Here is a 15,764-nt window from a genome sequence, read left to right on the forward strand (position 1 = left end):
AACCATACGCTGGGCCGCCGCGTGGTCACCGGAGTACCCTGACTGTGACGGACGAGCGATTCCGCCCTCGGATCATGAGTGTTTCGACAGAACTCGATCGGGGTCGCGCGGCTTACGGGCAGCGCCAGTGGCAGAGTGCGCTCAGTGACCTGAGTTCGGCCGCCCAGACCGACGAGCTGTCCGCCGATGACCTGGTGCGGCTGGCGACCTCCGCAGTGATGATGGGGCGCATCAGCGAGGGCATCGACATCCTCACCCGTGCCCATGAGCAGTGTCTTGCCGCCGGCGATTTGGCTGGGGCGGCTCGAGCCGCAGGCTGGATCGGCCTGCAGCTCATGAACGCAGGCCGCCCCGCTGAAGGGAGTGGATGGCTGGCCCGAGCGGACGGCCTGGCCGACCAGATGTCCACCGCCCCGGAACTCCATGGCCTGCCCATCGTCGGCGCGGCGCTCGGCGCGCTCTACGGTGGCGACCCCGGTAGGGCAGCCAGCCAGTTCGCCGCAGTCGTTGAGGTCGGTGATGCTCGACGCGATCACGACCTGTCGGCCCTCGGCCGTCTCGGGCGCGGACAGGCGCTGGTCATGCTGGACGATGTCGCGACCGGCCTCGCGTTGCTCGATGAGGCGATGGTGGCGGTGACCGCTGGTGAGGTGTCGCCGATCCCGTCGGGCATCGTCTACTGCGCGGTGATCGGAGTGTGCCATCTTGCCAGCGATGTACAACGCGCCTACGAGTGGACGCTTGCCCTGGACCGCTGGTGCCGCTCGCAGCCCGATTTGGTCAGCTTCAACGGGCAGTGCCAGATGCATCGCGCCGCCCTCTTCCAACTGCACGGGGCGTGGGATGAGGCTCTGACTGCGGCGCACGCGGCGCAGGAACTCTTCGCCCGCGGCGACCACATGGCCGGTTTTGGTGCCTACTACCAGCAGGGTGAGGTGCAGCGGCTGCGCGGCCAATTCGAGCAGGCGGACGCGAGCTATGTGGCCGCGAACCGCTCGGGCTTCGATCCGCAGCCTGGGCTGGCGCTGCTGCGGCTGGCGCAGGGCCAGGTCACCGCGGCGCGCTCGCTGATTGACCGTGCCTCGGCTGAGGCGGACCCCGCGACCCGGCGGCTGATGTTGCCAGCGCAGGTGGAGATCGCGTTGGCCGCTGGCGATGTTCCGGCTGCCCGCGCCGCCGCGGATGAACTCTCCGCGGCCGCGGATCGACGCGCGATGCCACTGCTCTTGGCCAGTGCCGCGCAGGCGCTCGCCGCCGTGCACTTGGCCGAGGATGCCCCGGCTGAAGCCGACCGATCTGCCCGAACGGCCCTGGAGCTTTGGCGTGAGCTTGAGGCCCCGTTCGAGGAAGCGTGCTGCCGGATCCTGCACGGCCGTGCCTGCCGGGCGCTCGGTGACGAGGAGACGGCGCTCATGCAGTTCGACGTGGCCCGCGGCATCCTGTCCGAGCTGGGCGCGATCCCGGCCTTACGGGAAGTGGGTGCGTTGACCGGCGAGGCGCAATCCAGTCCGCTGACGGCACGCGAGATTGAGGTGCTTCGGCTGGTCGCGGCGGGGATGACGAACCGGGCCATCGCGGGTGAGCTGTACCTGAGCGAAAAAACCGTGGCCCGTCACCTCAGCAACATCTTCACCAAGCTGGATCTGCCTTCGCGCTCGGCGGCCACCGCCTATGCCTACGAGCACCGGCTGGTCGAGCCGGCGGCTCCGGTGGCGTCTGCGCATTAATACCCATATCGACCGGGCGCAGAATGGGTCATCCGCCCGACGAACGGCATGCCGCGGATTCCTAGCGTTGACGGCATGAACCTACCGCTCATCGCCGGTGCTATCTCCACCACGTTGTTTGCCGTGAGCATGCTGCCGATGCTTGCCAAGGCGGCGCGCAGCCGCGATCTCGCCTCGTACAGCTTCACGAATATCGCCATGACCAACCTGGCGAACGTCGTGCACTCGTTCTACGTGTTCAGCCTTCCGGTCGGCCCGATCTGGCTGCTGCACGGGTTCTACGGCGTGGCATCAGCGCTCATGCTCATCTGGTTCTTCCGCTACGCCCGGAGCGCCGATCGCGGCGAGATCGACGCCCGGCAGGTCCCAACCGCCACCAAGGAGCTCGCATCATGACCACGACAACGGTGGACACGGCGATCATCGGAGGAGGGCAGGCCGGGCTCGCCATCGGCCATTACCTCGCTCGCGCCGGCCACGATTTCGCCATCCTCGACGCCAACGCTCGCACCGGAGACGCGTGGCGTTCCCGCTGGGATTCGCTGCGGCTGTTCACTCCGGCCAAGTACGACGGGCTTCCCGGGATGCGCTTCCCGGCTGACCCGCTGGCGTTTCCCACCAAGGACGAGCAGGCGGACTACCTCGAGAGCTACGCCGAACGGTTCGGCCTGCCGGTGTCGAGGTCAGTGCGCGTCAGCGGGTTGAGCCGGCCTGATGGCAGCTTCGTCATCGATTCGGCCGACCGGAGTTGGACGGCGCGCCAGGTCGTCCTTGCCACCGGGAGCTTCGGGACGCCACGCATACCCGTGTTCGCAGGCGACCTTGACGCCACGGTCACGCAGCTGCATTCGAGCCAGTACCGGAATCCGGGGCAGCTTAAGCCCGGGCCGACCCTCGTCGTCGGCGGCGGCAACTCGGGCGCCGAGATCGCGCTCGAGCTGAGCCGATCGCACCCGACGACGCTCGCTGCCAGGCCGGGGGTCGAGATCCCGTTCCGGCATGGCAGGACGTTCGCCCGGTACGGACTGCCGGTGATCCGGTTCGCCGGCGCGCACGTGTTGAACGAGCGGTCACTGATCGGTCGTCGCGTGCTGCCGAAGATGCGCGAGCAAGCGACTCCGCTGATCCGCACCAAGAGCGCCAACCTGACCGCCGCCGGGGTCACCCGGGTTGGCCGGGTGGCCGAGGTGCGGGAGGGTCGCTGTGTCACCGAGGACGGCGACATCCTCGATATGGCCAACGTCATCTGGTGCACCGGATACCGCGCTGATTACAGCTGGATCGATTTGCCGCACCTGACGGGCAACGGGGAGCCGCCCCACCGTCGCGGGGTCGTCGAATCGACGCCGGGGCTGTTCCTGCTTGGGCAGGAGTTCTTGTTCTCGGTACTCTCGGAGACCCTCGCCGGTCTTGCCCGAGACGCCCGTTACCTGGCCGCGTGCCTGCTCGGGTGAAAGCGTCCAGCCGACGCGCCGTAGGCTCGTTCAGTGAGCCCCGAACCCGACACGATCATTGTTCGCCCCGCCACAGGGACGGATGCCGCCGCGCTGCACGTGGTCGCCGCAGCCACGTTCGCGCTCGCCTGCCCTCCCGGAACCACGCAGGAGGACATCGACGCGTTCATCGCGGAGCACCTCTCCGAGGAGCGGTTCGCGGCGTACCTGGCTGATGGCCACCGGGTGCTGCTGCTCGCCGAGGTGCAGAACCAGCTGGTCGGCTACACGATGCTGGTGTTCGGGGAACCGCAGGACCCGGATGTCGCGGCCGTGCTCAGCGTGCGGCCGACGGTCGAACTGAGCAAGTGCTACGTGCTGTCGACGCAGCACGGCAGCGGCGTCGCGTCGCACCTGATCGCGGCAAGCGTCGACGTGGCGCACGACCGCGGGGCGGCCGCGGTGTGGCTCGGCGTGAACCAGCTGAACGAGCGGGCGAACCGCTTCTACGAGAAGAACCGCTTCCGACAGGTCGGCACCAAGCGGTTCCTGGTCGGCAGCCAGTGGCACGAGGACTTCGTGCGCGAGCGCACCCTGTAGAGCGCCCGACACCCTCTACGCGGCGATCTCCGGCCGGCGCTGAAGGTCGGGCGTGCGCCGCATGTGCTGCGTCACCGTGGCAACGCTGACGAAGGCGCGACGCGCAAGCACGATCGTCCAGACCGGCAGGGCCAACCAGCACAGCACCGCGGGCACACCGCCCATCGCGATGAGCAGGTACTGCCAGGTCGAACCCATCGGCATCAGCAAACCGGCGGCGGCAATCAGCATGCCGATGATCACGGTCAGGCCGAGCACCACTCCGCCTCGCCAGAGAGCCTGCGACTCCCCGGGCAGCAGCAGCGCTCGCCGCGACACCAGCAGCACCCAGCGGAACACCGCTGCCACGCAGATCACCGCCGTCGCCCCTTGCACCTGGAAGTCGATCGCGTCGGTGAGCATCAGCATCGCACTCAACGCGAGCAACGCCATCGCTGCCGACGCGAGCACGGTCCACCGCCATAGTCGGCCATCCTGCGGCAGCAACTGCCAGAGGATGAAGCTCACCGGGATGAGCGCCAGCATGGCGACGATCGTGGTCAGGTCGTTCGCCTGCGAGAACACCGATGGTGAGGTCGGGTCGGCCGCCGGTCCTTCGGCCAGGCGAGCGGCAAGGAAGAACAGGGTTGAAACGACGCCGGCGATTCCGCTCAGCAGGCCGAGAGACCGTAGTCGATCGATGGCGCGTCGCCGAGCATTATCGTTCATGCCGCCCCTCCGTTGGGGAATGCTCGCACTCTACCCCGGGCCGCCCAAGGAGGTCTAGCATGACGCCATGAGGGCTTCCACCCGCGCGTGGACTGGCTCGGCGATCTTCCTGATCGTCGCACCCGGGGTCGTTGCGGGGCTGATTCCGTGGCTGATCACCCGTTGGGATGTCGCGGATTGGGGCATCCTGAACGGATTCATCGCGGCCGCGGCGCTGATCCTCATCATCGGCGGAATCTGGTTCCTGCTGCACTCTTTCGCGCGCTTCGCCGGGGAGGGCGAGGGCACGCCGTCACCGTTGTCACCGACCGAGCACCTCGTGGTCGGCGGGGTCTACCGGTACGTGCGCAACCCCATGTACCTGTCGGTCGTGGCGATTCTGCTCGGCCAGTGCCTGCTGTTCGCGAGCTGGATGCTGGTCGTCTACACGGTGGTCGCGATCGTCGCCGTGGTGCTCTTCGTGCGCTTCTACGAGGAGCCGACCCTGGCCCGGGTGCACGGGGCCGAGTATGACCGGTACCGCAAGAACGTGCCGGGTTGGTTCCCCCGCGGCACCCCCTGGCACTCCTAACCATGGGCGTCGTCAGCGACTACCTGGCCGGACTCGACGGCGCCGTTCGCGGCCTGTTCGAGCGGTATGACGCGCTGGTGCGTTCCCTCGCGCCGGATCTGACCGAGGGCATGAGCTACGGGATGCCCGCGCTGCTGTATCGCGGAAAGGGACTGTTCGCTGCCCGGCAGACGAAGTCCCACCTTGCGGTGTATCCGTTCAGCGGGGAGGTGCTGCCGGCGCTCTCGGCCGAGCTTGCCGGTTTCAGCACCTCACAAGGTGCGGTGCAGTTCTCGCTCGAGCATCCGCTGCCCGACGAACTGGTTCGCCGGATCGTCGACGCCCGCATGGCGGAGATCGACGCGCAGCTGAATCGCTGATCGAGTGAATCGCTGATCGAGCTTGCCGAGATCTCGGCAAGCTCGATCAGCGGATGGCGGCAGGTGTCGAGACGCGGCCGACTTCGTCGGGCGCTCCTCAACCAGCGTGGGCTAGCGGACCTGCAGGATGATCTTGCCGCGGGTGTGTCCACCCTCGAGGGCGGTGTGCGCCTGGGCTGCCTGGTCGAGCGGGAACACCTGGTCGATGTGCGGTTTCACGTCGCCGGCCTCGATCAGGCGGGTGATCACCTCGAGGGTCGCCGCCGACGGCGCCACCTTGTAGCTGGTGGCGCGCTTGCCGGCGGCCTCGGCGTCCTGCATGAAGGTTGGCCAGCTTCCGGTGGGGATGTTCACCAGCAGGCCGCCCGGACGCAGCACCTCGAGTGAGCGGGTGCCGGTGTTGTCGTGCACGTTTCCGATCAGGTCGATCACGACGTCGACCTCGTCGATCGCCTCCTCGAACCGGGTGGTGGTGTAGTCGACGACCTCGGCTGCGCCGAGTTCCTTCAGGAAGTCGAGGTTGCGCGTGGAGCCGGTCGCGATGACGTGCGCGCCGAAGTAGGACGCGAACTGCACGGCGAAGTGGCCGACACCTCCGGAGCCGGCGTGGATAAGCATCCGCTGCCCCTCATGTGCGCGCGCCACGTCGACGACGGCGCCCCACGCGGTCATCCCGGCCAGCGGCACCGCAGCGGCCTCAAGGTGGGACAGGTTCGCCGGCTTCTTCGCGACGCTCAGCACCGGGGCGGCGATGTACTCGGCATAGGTGCCGTTGGGGACCCGGGGGGTCGGCGTCATCCCGTACACCTCGGTGCCAGGCTGGAACGGGTGTGATTCGTACGGCGCCTCAACCACGACACCGCTGAAGTCGCTGCCGAGCACGGTCGGGAAACTCGGGATGCCGGCGATCACGCCGCGCCCGGCCCGGGTCTTCGCCTCGATCGGGTTGATGCTGGCCGCGTGTACCTCGATGAGGAACTCCGAGTTGACCTTCGCCGGACGCTCCCTCTCGGTCGGCACCAGCACCTCGGGCGCACCCGGTTCGGTCATCACAACTGCGCGCATCAACGTCATTCCATCCTCCAGAAATATCTCAACGAGACTAGTGCCGCAGCATGGCGAGCAATTGGTCGGCGAGTCCGACCAGACGGTGGATCTCGTTCTCGTCGCGGTCCACCCAGCGACACTGCGGTTCGGCGTGCACGGGCACGAAGTCCTGGTGCTGCTCCCAGACGACCAGGGTGCGCTCGGCGCCGAGCACATATTGCTGCCACCAGACCTGGCGCAGGTACGAGCGTGGGATCGATTTCCAGGGCGACGAGGTCGTCTTGATCTCGGCGAGCACGAGGGTGCTGCCGAGCGTCGCGACGCCGTCGGGGGTGGCCAGGTGCGCGCGTTCGCCGCGCGCGTGGAAGAGCGCGTCGCTCGGCTGAATGCCGTGCTCCGCGCGAACCCACTTGGCGATCTCGGGTTCGCGGGCTCGGCCGTGGTCGGTGTAGGCGTTGCCGCCGAAGCCGGACCCGTAGCGCTTGTCCAGCGCGACCGCATGCAGCGCCTTCGGGCCGGACAGCCGTGCGACGTCCGTAGCCGTCACACCCTGACTGCGCGCACGCAACCAGGCAATGCGATCACTTGAGCGGGCCACGATTCGGCGAGTGTGATCGGATGCCTCCTCCTCCCAGAGCGGGAGCATGGAGTGGGCGATCGTCACCCGTCCATTCTCTCGTGTCCTGCCGTTCGACCTTGCCCAGACCCGCCGCACATCGTTGGTCGAGCCTGCCGAGACCTCTGTTCATCGTTCCCGGTTACTGTCGATAGGGACGTGATGAAAGGCCAGGAAGGCAGTCCATGCGAATAGTGATCGCCCCCGACAAGTTCAAGGGGTCGCTGGACGCCGCCGGTGTGGCACGGCACATCGCGGGCGGGCTGCGCTCGGTCGACCCGACGCTCACCATCGACGAAGTGCCGGCTGCCGACGGCGGCGAGGGCACTCTCGATGCCGCGATCGCGAGCGGATTCACCCGGCACAGTGTGACCGTCACGGGGCCGCTGGGCGAGCCGGTGAACGCGGACTTCGCCGTGCGCGACACGGTCGGGGTCGTTGAGATGGCGACCGCATCCGGCTTGGCCCTGATCCCGGAGGGACGGCGGGATGCAGGCGCGGCGACCAGCCGCGGAACCGGCGAGCTCATCGCCGCGGCCCTCGACCTCGGCTGTGAAACGATCGTGCTCGCGATCGGCGGCAGCGCCAGCACCGACGCAGGCGCGGGGATGCTCGCCGGGCTTGGGGTGGTACTGCTCGACGCTCGCGGCGACGTGGTGCCGGATGGCGGTCGGGCACTGGCGGGCGTCACCCGCATCGACCTGTCACGGTTCGATACGCGGGTGGCATCCACCCGATTCGTGCTCGCGAGCGACGTGGACAACGTGTTGCTCGGACCGACCGGGGCCGCCGCGGTCTTCGGCCCGCAGAAGGGCGCCACGGCCAAGGATGTCGCCGAACTCGACGCCGCGCTCGGCACATTCAGCCGGGTACTCGCCGACGCGGTCGGCCCGGTTGCGGCCGACGCGGTCAACGGACCGGGCGCCGGGGCGGCTGGCGGAGTCGGCTACGCCGCCCTCGCGGTGCTTGGCGCCGAACGCAGGCCCGGCATCGAGGTCGTTCTTAACCTCACGGGTCTTCCACACTCGATCCAGGGCGCAGATCTGGTGATCACGGGCGAGGGCAGCCTCGACGAACAGAGTCTCGGCGGCAAGACGCCGATCGGGGTCGCCGACGCCGCTCGACGAGCGTCCGTGCCGGTGATTGCTGTGTGCGGGCGCACGAACCTCGGCCGCGACCGGCTGCGAGAGGCCGGGTTCGAGCGCACCTTCGCGATCACCGATTACGAGGCTGATCCGATGCTGTGCATGACCAACGCGGGCGCACTGCTTGAGCGGATTGGCGCCGAGATCGGCTCCCAGTTGACGGACTTGGTCAAATCGCCGCGTCCCCGCGAACCGCAGGCTTAGGCACGCCGGGTCAGACCCGCACCATGGTGTTGATCGCCTCGGGGGCGAGTGCGTGGTGAATGGCCAGCATGCTCGCCCCGATCACCCCGGCGTTCTCGGCGGCCCGGGACTGCACGATCTGCAGGTGCTCGGTCGCGAGCGGCATGGACCGGGTGTAGACGACCTCGCGAACTCCAGCGAGCAGGTGCTCACCGGCCTGCGCCATTGAGCCGCCGATCGCGATCACCGACGGGTTGATCAGGCTCACGCAGGCGCTCAGCACCTCGCCGATGTCCCGGCCGGCCTGCCGCACCGCCTGGATCGCCTCGATATTGCCCCGGCGAACGAGGTCGACGACCTGCTGGCCGGTCTGCACGTCGACGCCCGAGCGGCGCAGTTCCGCCGCGATCGCCGGCCCGGAGGCGAGGGCCTCCAGACATCCGCGATTGCCGCAGTGGCACGGGATGCCGGCACCACGCGGAATCTGCACGTGGCCGATGTCGCCCGCGATGCCCTGCGCGCCGCGCTGCAACAGACCGCCGGAGATGACGCCGCAGCCGATGCCGGTGGCGACCTTCACGAACATGACGTGCTCCTCCTGAGGCCAGGCGTACGCCTGCTCACCGAGGGCCATGATGTTGACGTCGTTGTCGACCAGGACCGGTACCTGCACGTGCTGCTGCATCCAGCCGGGCACGTCGAAACCGTCCCAGCCGGGCATGATCGGCGGGTTCGTGGGGCGGCCGGTGCTGTGCTGCACGGGTCCGGGCAGGCCGATGCCGATGGCGATCAGGTCGTCCTTGTCGCGATCGACGCTGCTCACGAGGGCTCGACCGGTGTCGGCGAGCCAACTGAGGACCTCGTCCGGTCCACGGTCGATCGGGATGCTCTCTCGATGGTGGGTCAGGATCGCGCCGGACAGGTCGCTCACCGCCACCGTGGCGTGCGTGGCGCCGAGATCCGCGGCAAGCACCACGCGGGCGCCGGGGTTCAGCGCGAACTGCGACGACGGTCGTCCGCCGGTTGAGATGGCGTCATCGACCGGGGTGACCAGCCCCAACGCCATCAGGTAGTCGACTCGCGAGGCGATGGTCGAGCGGGCGAGGCCGGTGAGGGTGGCCAGTTCTGCGCGGGTGCGCGGACGGCCGTCACGCAGCAGTTGAAACAGCTCACTCGCCCCCGAGCTGCCGAGGGTCGTTCCTCGACTGATGTCCAGCATGGCGACAGTCAAACACACCACACATGCATTGAGCGACGTCCAAGTTAGGAATGTCAAACGAAATACTTTTGCGCGTTGCTTGACAAAAGTATGGCGAGTCGGCTCACAATAAGCCCATGACAACGGACGTCATCGGCGCGGGCCTCATCGGGGGCGGCTTCATGGGGCAAGTGCACTCGCACGCCGCCCGCGTTGCCCGTGCTGACGTCATCGGTGTGGCTTCCCGCTCAGCGGAAAGTGCCAGGCGAGCTGCCGGCGATCTCGGCATCGCCACGGCCTTCGAGTCCATCGACGCTCTCGTCCAGGACGCGGCCGTCGACATCGTGCACGTCTGCTCGCCGAACGTCACGCACACCGAGTACGCGCTCGCCGTGTTGGACGCCGGCAAGCACGTCATCTGCGAGAAACCCCTCGCCACCACCGTGGCCGACGCCACCCGCCTGGCTGACCGTGCCGTAGCGGCCGGGGTGGTCGCCGCGGTGCCGTTCGTGTACCGCTATCACCCGCTCGTGCGCGAGGCCCGCGCCCGCGTCATGTCCGGGGAGACCGGGCGTCTGCTCACCATCAACGGCACCTACCTGCAGGACTGGCTGCTTGGCACCGACGCCACCGACTGGCGAGTCGACCCCGGACTCGGCGGGCCGTCACGCGCGTTCGCCGACATCGGTTCGCACCTCGCGGACCTGGTCGAGTTCGTCACCGACGATCGCATCGCCCGGCTCTGCGCGATCACCGGGCGCGCCTACGACGAGCGCGCCGGGCGAGCGGTGAACACCGAAGACACCGTGGCGCTGCTCGTGCAGACCACGCGCGGTGCGATAGGCACCCTGCTGATCTCCCAAGTGGCTCCGGGTCGCAAGAACGCCCTCGTGCTCGAGGTCGCCGGCACCGACGAGAGCCTGCGCTTCGAGCAGGAGAACCCTGAGGTGCTCTGGCTCGGCCGGCGCGCCGGCTCAGTGCTGCTGCCGCGGGATGCCACTCAAACCTCTCGTGACTCTTCGCGACTGTCGATGATTCCGGCGGGACATCCGCTCGGTTACCAGGACGCGTTCAATGCCTTCGTCGCCGACGCCTATGCGGCGACCCGGGGCGATATGCCCGAGGGAATGCCCACCTTTGAAGACGGCCTACGAGCCGCGCAGATCACCGAGGCGGTGCTCGCCTCGGCCGCATCCCAAGCCTGGGTGGACGTTGCCCCCGCCCGACACTCCCAGGAGGTCACAGCATGAGCACTCCGACGATGACCGCTCCGGTGTTGTCCGCGCGCGGGATCGAGAAGAGCTTCTTCGGCGTCACGGTGCTGAAGGGCATCGATATCGACCTCCAGCCCGGGCACGTGCACGGGCTCGTCGGTGAGAACGGCGCGGGCAAGTCCACGCTGATGAAGATCCTCGCCGGCGTTTACACCGCGGATGCCGGAACCATCCAGTTCGGCGGTGAGCAGGTCTCGTTCACCCACCCGGTGCAGGCGATGCACGCCGGCATCGTCACGGTGTTCCAGGAATTCAACCTGCTGCCCGAGCGCAGCGTTGCCGAGAACATCTTCCTCGGCCGGGAACCGCGCCGGGGGGGACTGGTCGACAACCGCAAGATGGCCCGGGACACCGCCGCCCTGCTCACCGAGTTGGGAATCGACTTCATCGAACCGGGCACCCGCGTGGGCAGCCTGACGGTGGCCGAGCAGCAGATCGTCGAGATCGCCAAGGCACTCTCGTTCGAGGCCCGGGTGATCTCGATGGACGAGCCGACCGCGGCGCTCGCCGAACATGAGGTCGAGCTGTTGTACGGGATCGTGCGACGGCTGACCGCCCGCGGGGTCGCCATCCTTTATGTCTCGCACAGGCTGAAGGAGATCTTCGATCTCTGCGACACCATCACTGTGCTGAAAGACGGTGCCATGGTGTCGACCAGCCCGGCCGCTGAGCTGAACACCGGTGAACTGGTGCGCCGTATGGTCGGCCGGTCGATCTCCGCCTTCTTCCCGGATCCGGAGCCGGACACCGTCATCGGCGAGCCGCGGCTCTCGGTGCGCGGCGGCGGCAACGCGTACCTGAAAGACATCGACCTCGATGTCCGTCGCGGCGAGATCGTCGGCATCGCCGGTTTGCAGGGCAGCGGCCGCACTGAGCTGGTGGAGGCGATTTTCGGGGTCGAGCCGTTCACCAGCGGCACCATGACCATCGACGGCGTCGCCGCGCACCCGAAGGGTCCCCGCTCGGCGGTCAAGACCGGACTGGCGCTGATCACCGAAGACCGGAAGGCGCAGGGCCTTGCCCTCAACCAGTCGGTGCTCGACAACATGCTGCTGGTGATCCGCGGAGTCTTCGCTGGGCGCACCTCGAAAGCAAGGGCTCAGGCGGCCGGCGTGCTGAGCTCGCTCGAGGTGTCCGCGCGCGGTGGCCTCGACCAGGAGGTGCAGTTCCTCTCCGGCGGCAACCAGCAGAAGGTGGTGCTCGCCAAGTGGCTGGCAACCAAACCGCGCGTCGTGCTCCTCGATGAGCCGACCCGAGGCATCGACGTGGGCGCGAAGATCGCGGTCTACCGGCTGATGCGTGAGCTCGCGGCATCCGGTGTCGCCATTCTCATGGTGTCCTCCGAACTGCCCGAGGTGATCGGCATGTCCGACCGGATCGTGGTCATGCGCGACGGCTTGCTGGCGGCCGAACTGCCCGCCGGTTCCGATGAGGAAACGGTGATGGCCGTAGCGACGGGAATGGAGGAGAACGGATGAAGCGGCGCCGACTCGACCCGACGGTCATCGTCTTGATCGCCCTCGTGGGCGTGATCGTGATCGGCGCGATTCTCGTCGCCACCGTGGGTCGCAACTTCTTCAGCCCGGGCAACATCCGGGACATCCTCACCGGAATGAGCGTGCTCGGCTTCGTCGCCATCGGGCAGACGCTCGTGATCCTCTGCGCGTCGCTGGATCTGTCGGTGCCATACGTGGTCAGCCTGTCCAGCCTTATTGCCGCGGAAACCATGAACGGGTCAGCCGGAAACATTGTGCCCGCGGTCGCGCTCACCCTCGCCGTGGCGGCGCTGATCGGTTTGGCCAACGGCCTCATCGTCACCGGGCTGAAGGTCAACGGATTCATCGCGACCCTCGGCGTCGGTTTGATCATCAAGGGCTACCTGGATACCCGATATCAGGGCACGGCCGGCAGTGTGCCGGCGGAATTCCAATTGATCGGCTCCACCGGGCTCGGACCGGTGCCGGTGTCGACGATCATCATGATCGCGGTCGCGGCGCTGGTCGCTCTGTTCCTGCGTCGCACGCGCACCGGCCACCATATCTACGCGGTGGGCGGCAACCTGGGCGTATCCAGGTTGTCTGGACTGCACACCAGCAGGCCGCTGATCATCGCGCACGTGCTCTGTTCGGTCAGTGCCGCGCTCGCCGGCCTGCTACTCGCCAGCCGCCTCGGCGTGGGCAGCCCGACCGTCGGTACCCAAGGCGGTTTGGATCTGCTCTCGATCGCCGCGGTGGTGCTCGGTGGCACCCTGCTGCTCGGCGGCCGAGGATCGATCTGGGGCACCATCGGCGGCGTCGCCATCTTCGCGGTGCTCGACAACGTGATGAGTGTCATGCAGGTGAACCCGTTCATGAAGGACGTCGTGCGTGGCGTCGTGATCGTCGCCGCGGTTGCGGTTTACACCGGTCGCTCGGTCGAGCGACGGCGGCCACGGTTCACGCCAGCAGTACAACGAGAGGAGTCCGCTCGTGAGCCAGTCGGTTCCTGAGACCTCGGCCGGCAGTCGCCTCGCGACAGTGGGCCGCAACCTGATCAGCCCGCGCGGGGCGGTGTTCCTGCTGCTGATCGTGCTGCTGATCTGGATCACGGTGCTGAACCCCAACTTCGCAGCGCCGGACAACTTCATCCGGTTCGTGGCGCGAGTGGCGCCGGTCGCGATCGCCGCCATCGGCCAGTACTTCGTGATCGTGTCGGGGGAGTTCGACCTGTCGATGGGCTCCCTCGTGACGGCACAAGTGGTGATCGCGGGCAACCTGATCGGACAGGACGACTCCAAGGTGCTGCCGGTGCTGCTCTTCATGCTCGTCTTCGGAGCCGCCATCGGCCTGGTGAACGGCCTGATCACGACCCTGCTGCGCGTGCCCTCATTCATCGTGACGCTCGGCATGATGCTCGCCCTGCTGGGCGCGGTGTTCTACATGACCGGCGGCGCGGCCACTGGCAACCCGGCCGACTCGTTCCGACAGATCGGTCGCGGGGGCATCCGCGACGTTCCGGTGCTTGAGATCATCCCGTACTCGGTGATCATCCTCGTCGTCATCCTGGTTGCGGCGGTCTGGTTCATGCGCCGCCCGTTCGGCCGCACCCTGATTGCGGTCGGCGACAACCGGGTCACCGCACACTATGCGGGCGTGCGGGTGTGGTGGGTGAAGACCAGCGCGTTCATCATGTCGGCACTGTCGGCCACAGTCGCCGGCATCCTGCTGGTCGGCTTCGCCGGAGTGCACCCTTCCGTCGGCCGTGGGTACGAGTTCGCTGCCATCACGGCCGTTGTGCTCGGTGGGGTGGTGCTCGGAGGCGGTCGCGGCTGGGTGGTTGCCGCGGCAGCCGGAGCATTCGCGCTTGAGGCGCTGTTCACCCTGCTGAACTTCGCCGATGTGCCGTCCACGCTGCGCGACAGCGTCCAGGGCGTCATCATCATCCTCGCGGTGGCCTACTCCGCCGTCACGTTCCAGGCGCGCCGTAAGGGCCGTCCGCTCGAAGCTTCTCCCGCACCGGGAGGGGAGCCCGCTCCACAAGAGAGCCGGGCCGAACCTGCATCGCAAGTAACCAAAGGAGGTTAGATGATGCGACGCCACACGCGATGGGCCCCAGCAATTCTGGGAGCCGCCGCCGTCATTGCACTCGCCGGGTGCACCACCGACCCCACCGTCACAGCACCCACCAACGGCGCCGACGAGGAGGGCGACAGCACAGAGTGGTTCAGCCAGGAGCTCTACGACAAGCAGGACGCCGAGCGCGACGTCACCCCGGAGGGCCCGGAAGGCCAGCCCTGGCTGCAACACATCAACGCCGAGATGGTCGACACCACCCAGTTCGCCAGCCCCGGCGCGAAGAAGGCGTGCTTCGCCAACGCGTCGATCTCAAACCCCTGGCGGCAGACCGGCTGGATCACCATGAACGAACAGCTCAAGGTGCTGCAGGCGGCGGGCGCCATCAGTGAGATGGAAACCCGGGACGCCCAGGACAACGACGACACGCAGATCGCGGACATCGACTACTTCATCAACGAGGGCAACTGCGATGTCTTCATCATCTCGCCGAACAGCACGGCGGCGATGACCCCAGCGGTTCAGCGTGCCTGCGACACCGGCAAGCCCGTGATCGTGTTCGACCGCGGTGTCGAGACCGACTGCCCGGTCACCTTCATTCACCCGATCGGTGGCTTTGCCTGGGGCATCGACACCGCTGAATTCCTGATCGACAACCTCGAAGAAGGCGACAAGGTGGTGGCGCTGCGCATCCTGCCCGGCGTCGACGTCCTGGAACAGCGCTGGGCCGCGGCCGAGAAGCTGTTCGAAGAGGCCGGCATCGAAGCCGTCGACTACTTCACCGGAGCGGACCCGGCCGAGATCAAGAAGATCATCTCGGACGAGCTCTCCACCGGTGATGTACAGGGAATCTGGATGGACGCCGGTGACGGCGCCGTCGCGGCGATCGAAGCCTTCGAGGACGCCGGCGTCGACTACCCGGTGATGACCGGAGAAGACGAGCTGAGCTACATGCGGAAGTGGGAGGAGACCGGGCTGACCGGGCTCGCCCCGGTGTACTCGAACTTCCAGTGGCGTACCCCGCTGCTTGCCGCTCAGATGATCTTCGCCGGCCAGGAAGTGCCCAAGGAATGGGTGCTGCCGCAGGTGCCGATCACTGAGGACGAGCGGCAGGAGTTCCTCGAAGCGAACGAAGGCATGCCCGATGGGCACTACGCCAAGTTCGGCGGCGAGGACCTGCCCGGCTACCCCGACGTGTGGCAGCAGCGGATCATCCCGTAACCTCTGCCCGCAACCGCTGATCGGCCCCAACCGCTGATCGAGCCCCACCGCTGATCGAGCTTGTCGAGATCTCGGCAAGCTCGATCAGCGGTTTGCCCGCGACCACGCGGTTTGCCCGCGACCACGCGGTT

Annotated in this window: 16 protein-coding genes; 12 read left to right on the forward strand and 4 right to left on the reverse strand. The window is 67.6% G+C overall.

The features are described from left to right. Window positions 1-74 precede the first annotated feature (74 nt). From GO591_RS01305 to GO591_RS01320, 4 genes are all read left to right on the forward strand, one after another. Window positions 75-1,727: a helix-turn-helix transcriptional regulator gene (locus GO591_RS01305; RefSeq protein WP_157155153.1), complete on the forward strand. Its 1,653-nt coding sequence runs from the start codon at window positions 75-77 to the stop codon at window positions 1,725-1,727. A gap of 75 nt (window positions 1,728-1,802) precedes the next feature. Next, a complete protein-coding gene (locus GO591_RS01310; RefSeq protein WP_157155154.1) occupies window positions 1,803-2,123 on the forward strand; it encodes a hypothetical protein in 321 nt (106 codons plus the stop codon). After that, complete coding sequence (locus GO591_RS01315) at window positions 2,120-3,181, forward strand: flavin-containing monooxygenase (RefSeq protein WP_157155155.1); 1,062 nt, start codon at window positions 2,120-2,122, stop codon at window positions 3,179-3,181. Before GO591_RS01310 ends, GO591_RS01315 begins: the two co-directional genes overlap by 4 nt. A gap of 33 nt (window positions 3,182-3,214) precedes the next feature. Next, a complete protein-coding gene (locus tag GO591_RS01320; protein WP_157155156.1) occupies window positions 3,215-3,760 on the forward strand; it encodes a GNAT family N-acetyltransferase in 546 nt (181 codons plus the stop codon). 15 nt (window positions 3,761-3,775) lie between these two features. On the opposite strand, the gene GO591_RS01325 is transcribed toward GO591_RS01320, so the two are convergent. Continuing rightward, a complete protein-coding gene (locus tag GO591_RS01325) occupies window positions 3,776-4,468 on the reverse strand; it encodes a hypothetical protein (RefSeq protein ID WP_157155157.1) in 693 nt (230 codons plus the stop codon). Between the two features lie 67 nt (window positions 4,469-4,535). Here GO591_RS01325 and GO591_RS01330 point away from each other — a divergent pair, with 67 nt between their 5' ends. Next, complete coding sequence (locus GO591_RS01330; RefSeq protein ID WP_157155158.1) at window positions 4,536-5,039, forward strand: methyltransferase family protein; 504 nt, start codon at window positions 4,536-4,538, stop codon at window positions 5,037-5,039. 2 nt (window positions 5,040-5,041) lie between these two features. Then, entirely contained in the window at window positions 5,042-5,398 is a 357-nt protein-coding gene (locus GO591_RS01335) for an iron chaperone (protein ID WP_157155159.1), read from the forward strand. Window positions 5,399-5,509: 111 nt separating this feature from the next. Here GO591_RS01335 and GO591_RS01340 read toward each other — a convergent pair whose 3' ends face one another. Next, window positions 5,510-6,463, reverse strand: coding sequence for an NADP-dependent oxidoreductase (locus GO591_RS01340; RefSeq protein ID WP_157155160.1), 954 nt, complete (start codon window positions 6,461-6,463; stop codon window positions 5,510-5,512). 37 nt (window positions 6,464-6,500) lie between these two features. Next, on the reverse strand, window positions 6,501-7,091 hold the full coding sequence (locus tag GO591_RS01345; protein WP_157157718.1) for a YqaJ viral recombinase family protein: 591 nt from the start codon (window positions 7,089-7,091) through the stop codon (window positions 6,501-6,503). A 155-nt stretch (window positions 7,092-7,246) separates the two neighbouring features. Here GO591_RS01345 and GO591_RS01350 point away from each other — a divergent pair, with 155 nt between their 5' ends. Continuing rightward, window positions 7,247-8,410 (forward strand): glycerate kinase, encoded by a 1,164-nt coding sequence (locus GO591_RS01350; RefSeq protein WP_157155161.1) that lies wholly within the window; start codon window positions 7,247-7,249, stop codon window positions 8,408-8,410. Window positions 8,411-8,420: 10 nt separating this feature from the next. Here the strand turns inward: GO591_RS01350 and GO591_RS01355 are convergent, their stop codons facing one another. Beyond that, entirely contained in the window at window positions 8,421-9,608 is a 1,188-nt protein-coding gene (locus GO591_RS01355) for an ROK family transcriptional regulator (RefSeq protein WP_157155162.1), read from the reverse strand. Window positions 9,609-9,724: 116 nt separating this feature from the next. On the opposite strand from GO591_RS01355, the gene GO591_RS01360 reads away from it, so the two are divergent. From GO591_RS01360 to GO591_RS01380, 5 genes are read left to right on the forward strand one after another with little or no spacing between them, the layout of a single operon-like run. Then, window positions 9,725-10,837 (forward strand): Gfo/Idh/MocA family protein, encoded by a 1,113-nt coding sequence (locus tag GO591_RS01360; RefSeq protein ID WP_157155163.1) that lies wholly within the window; start codon window positions 9,725-9,727, stop codon window positions 10,835-10,837. Continuing rightward, complete coding sequence (locus tag GO591_RS01365; RefSeq protein ID WP_157155164.1) at window positions 10,834-12,339, forward strand: sugar ABC transporter ATP-binding protein; 1,506 nt, start codon at window positions 10,834-10,836, stop codon at window positions 12,337-12,339. Before GO591_RS01360 ends, GO591_RS01365 begins: the two co-directional genes overlap by 4 nt. After that, window positions 12,336-13,349: an ABC transporter permease gene (locus GO591_RS01370; RefSeq protein ID WP_157155165.1), complete on the forward strand. Its 1,014-nt coding sequence runs from the start codon at window positions 12,336-12,338 to the stop codon at window positions 13,347-13,349. Before GO591_RS01365 ends, GO591_RS01370 begins: the two co-directional genes overlap by 4 nt. Beyond that, complete coding sequence (locus GO591_RS01375) at window positions 13,330-14,424, forward strand: ABC transporter permease (protein ID WP_157155166.1); 1,095 nt, start codon at window positions 13,330-13,332, stop codon at window positions 14,422-14,424. Before GO591_RS01370 ends, GO591_RS01375 begins: the two co-directional genes overlap by 20 nt. Continuing rightward, the gene (locus GO591_RS01380) at window positions 14,425-15,633 is read left to right on the forward strand and encodes a substrate-binding domain-containing protein (protein WP_370455318.1); all 1,209 of its coding nucleotides are present in this window, start codon (window positions 14,425-14,427) and stop codon (window positions 15,631-15,633) included. The last annotated feature ends 131 nt before the right edge of the window (window positions 15,634-15,764 follow it).

Source organism: Diaminobutyricimonas sp. LJ205 (assembly GCF_009755725.1).
Classification (GTDB): Bacteria; Actinomycetota; Actinomycetes; order Actinomycetales; family Microbacteriaceae; genus Ruicaihuangia.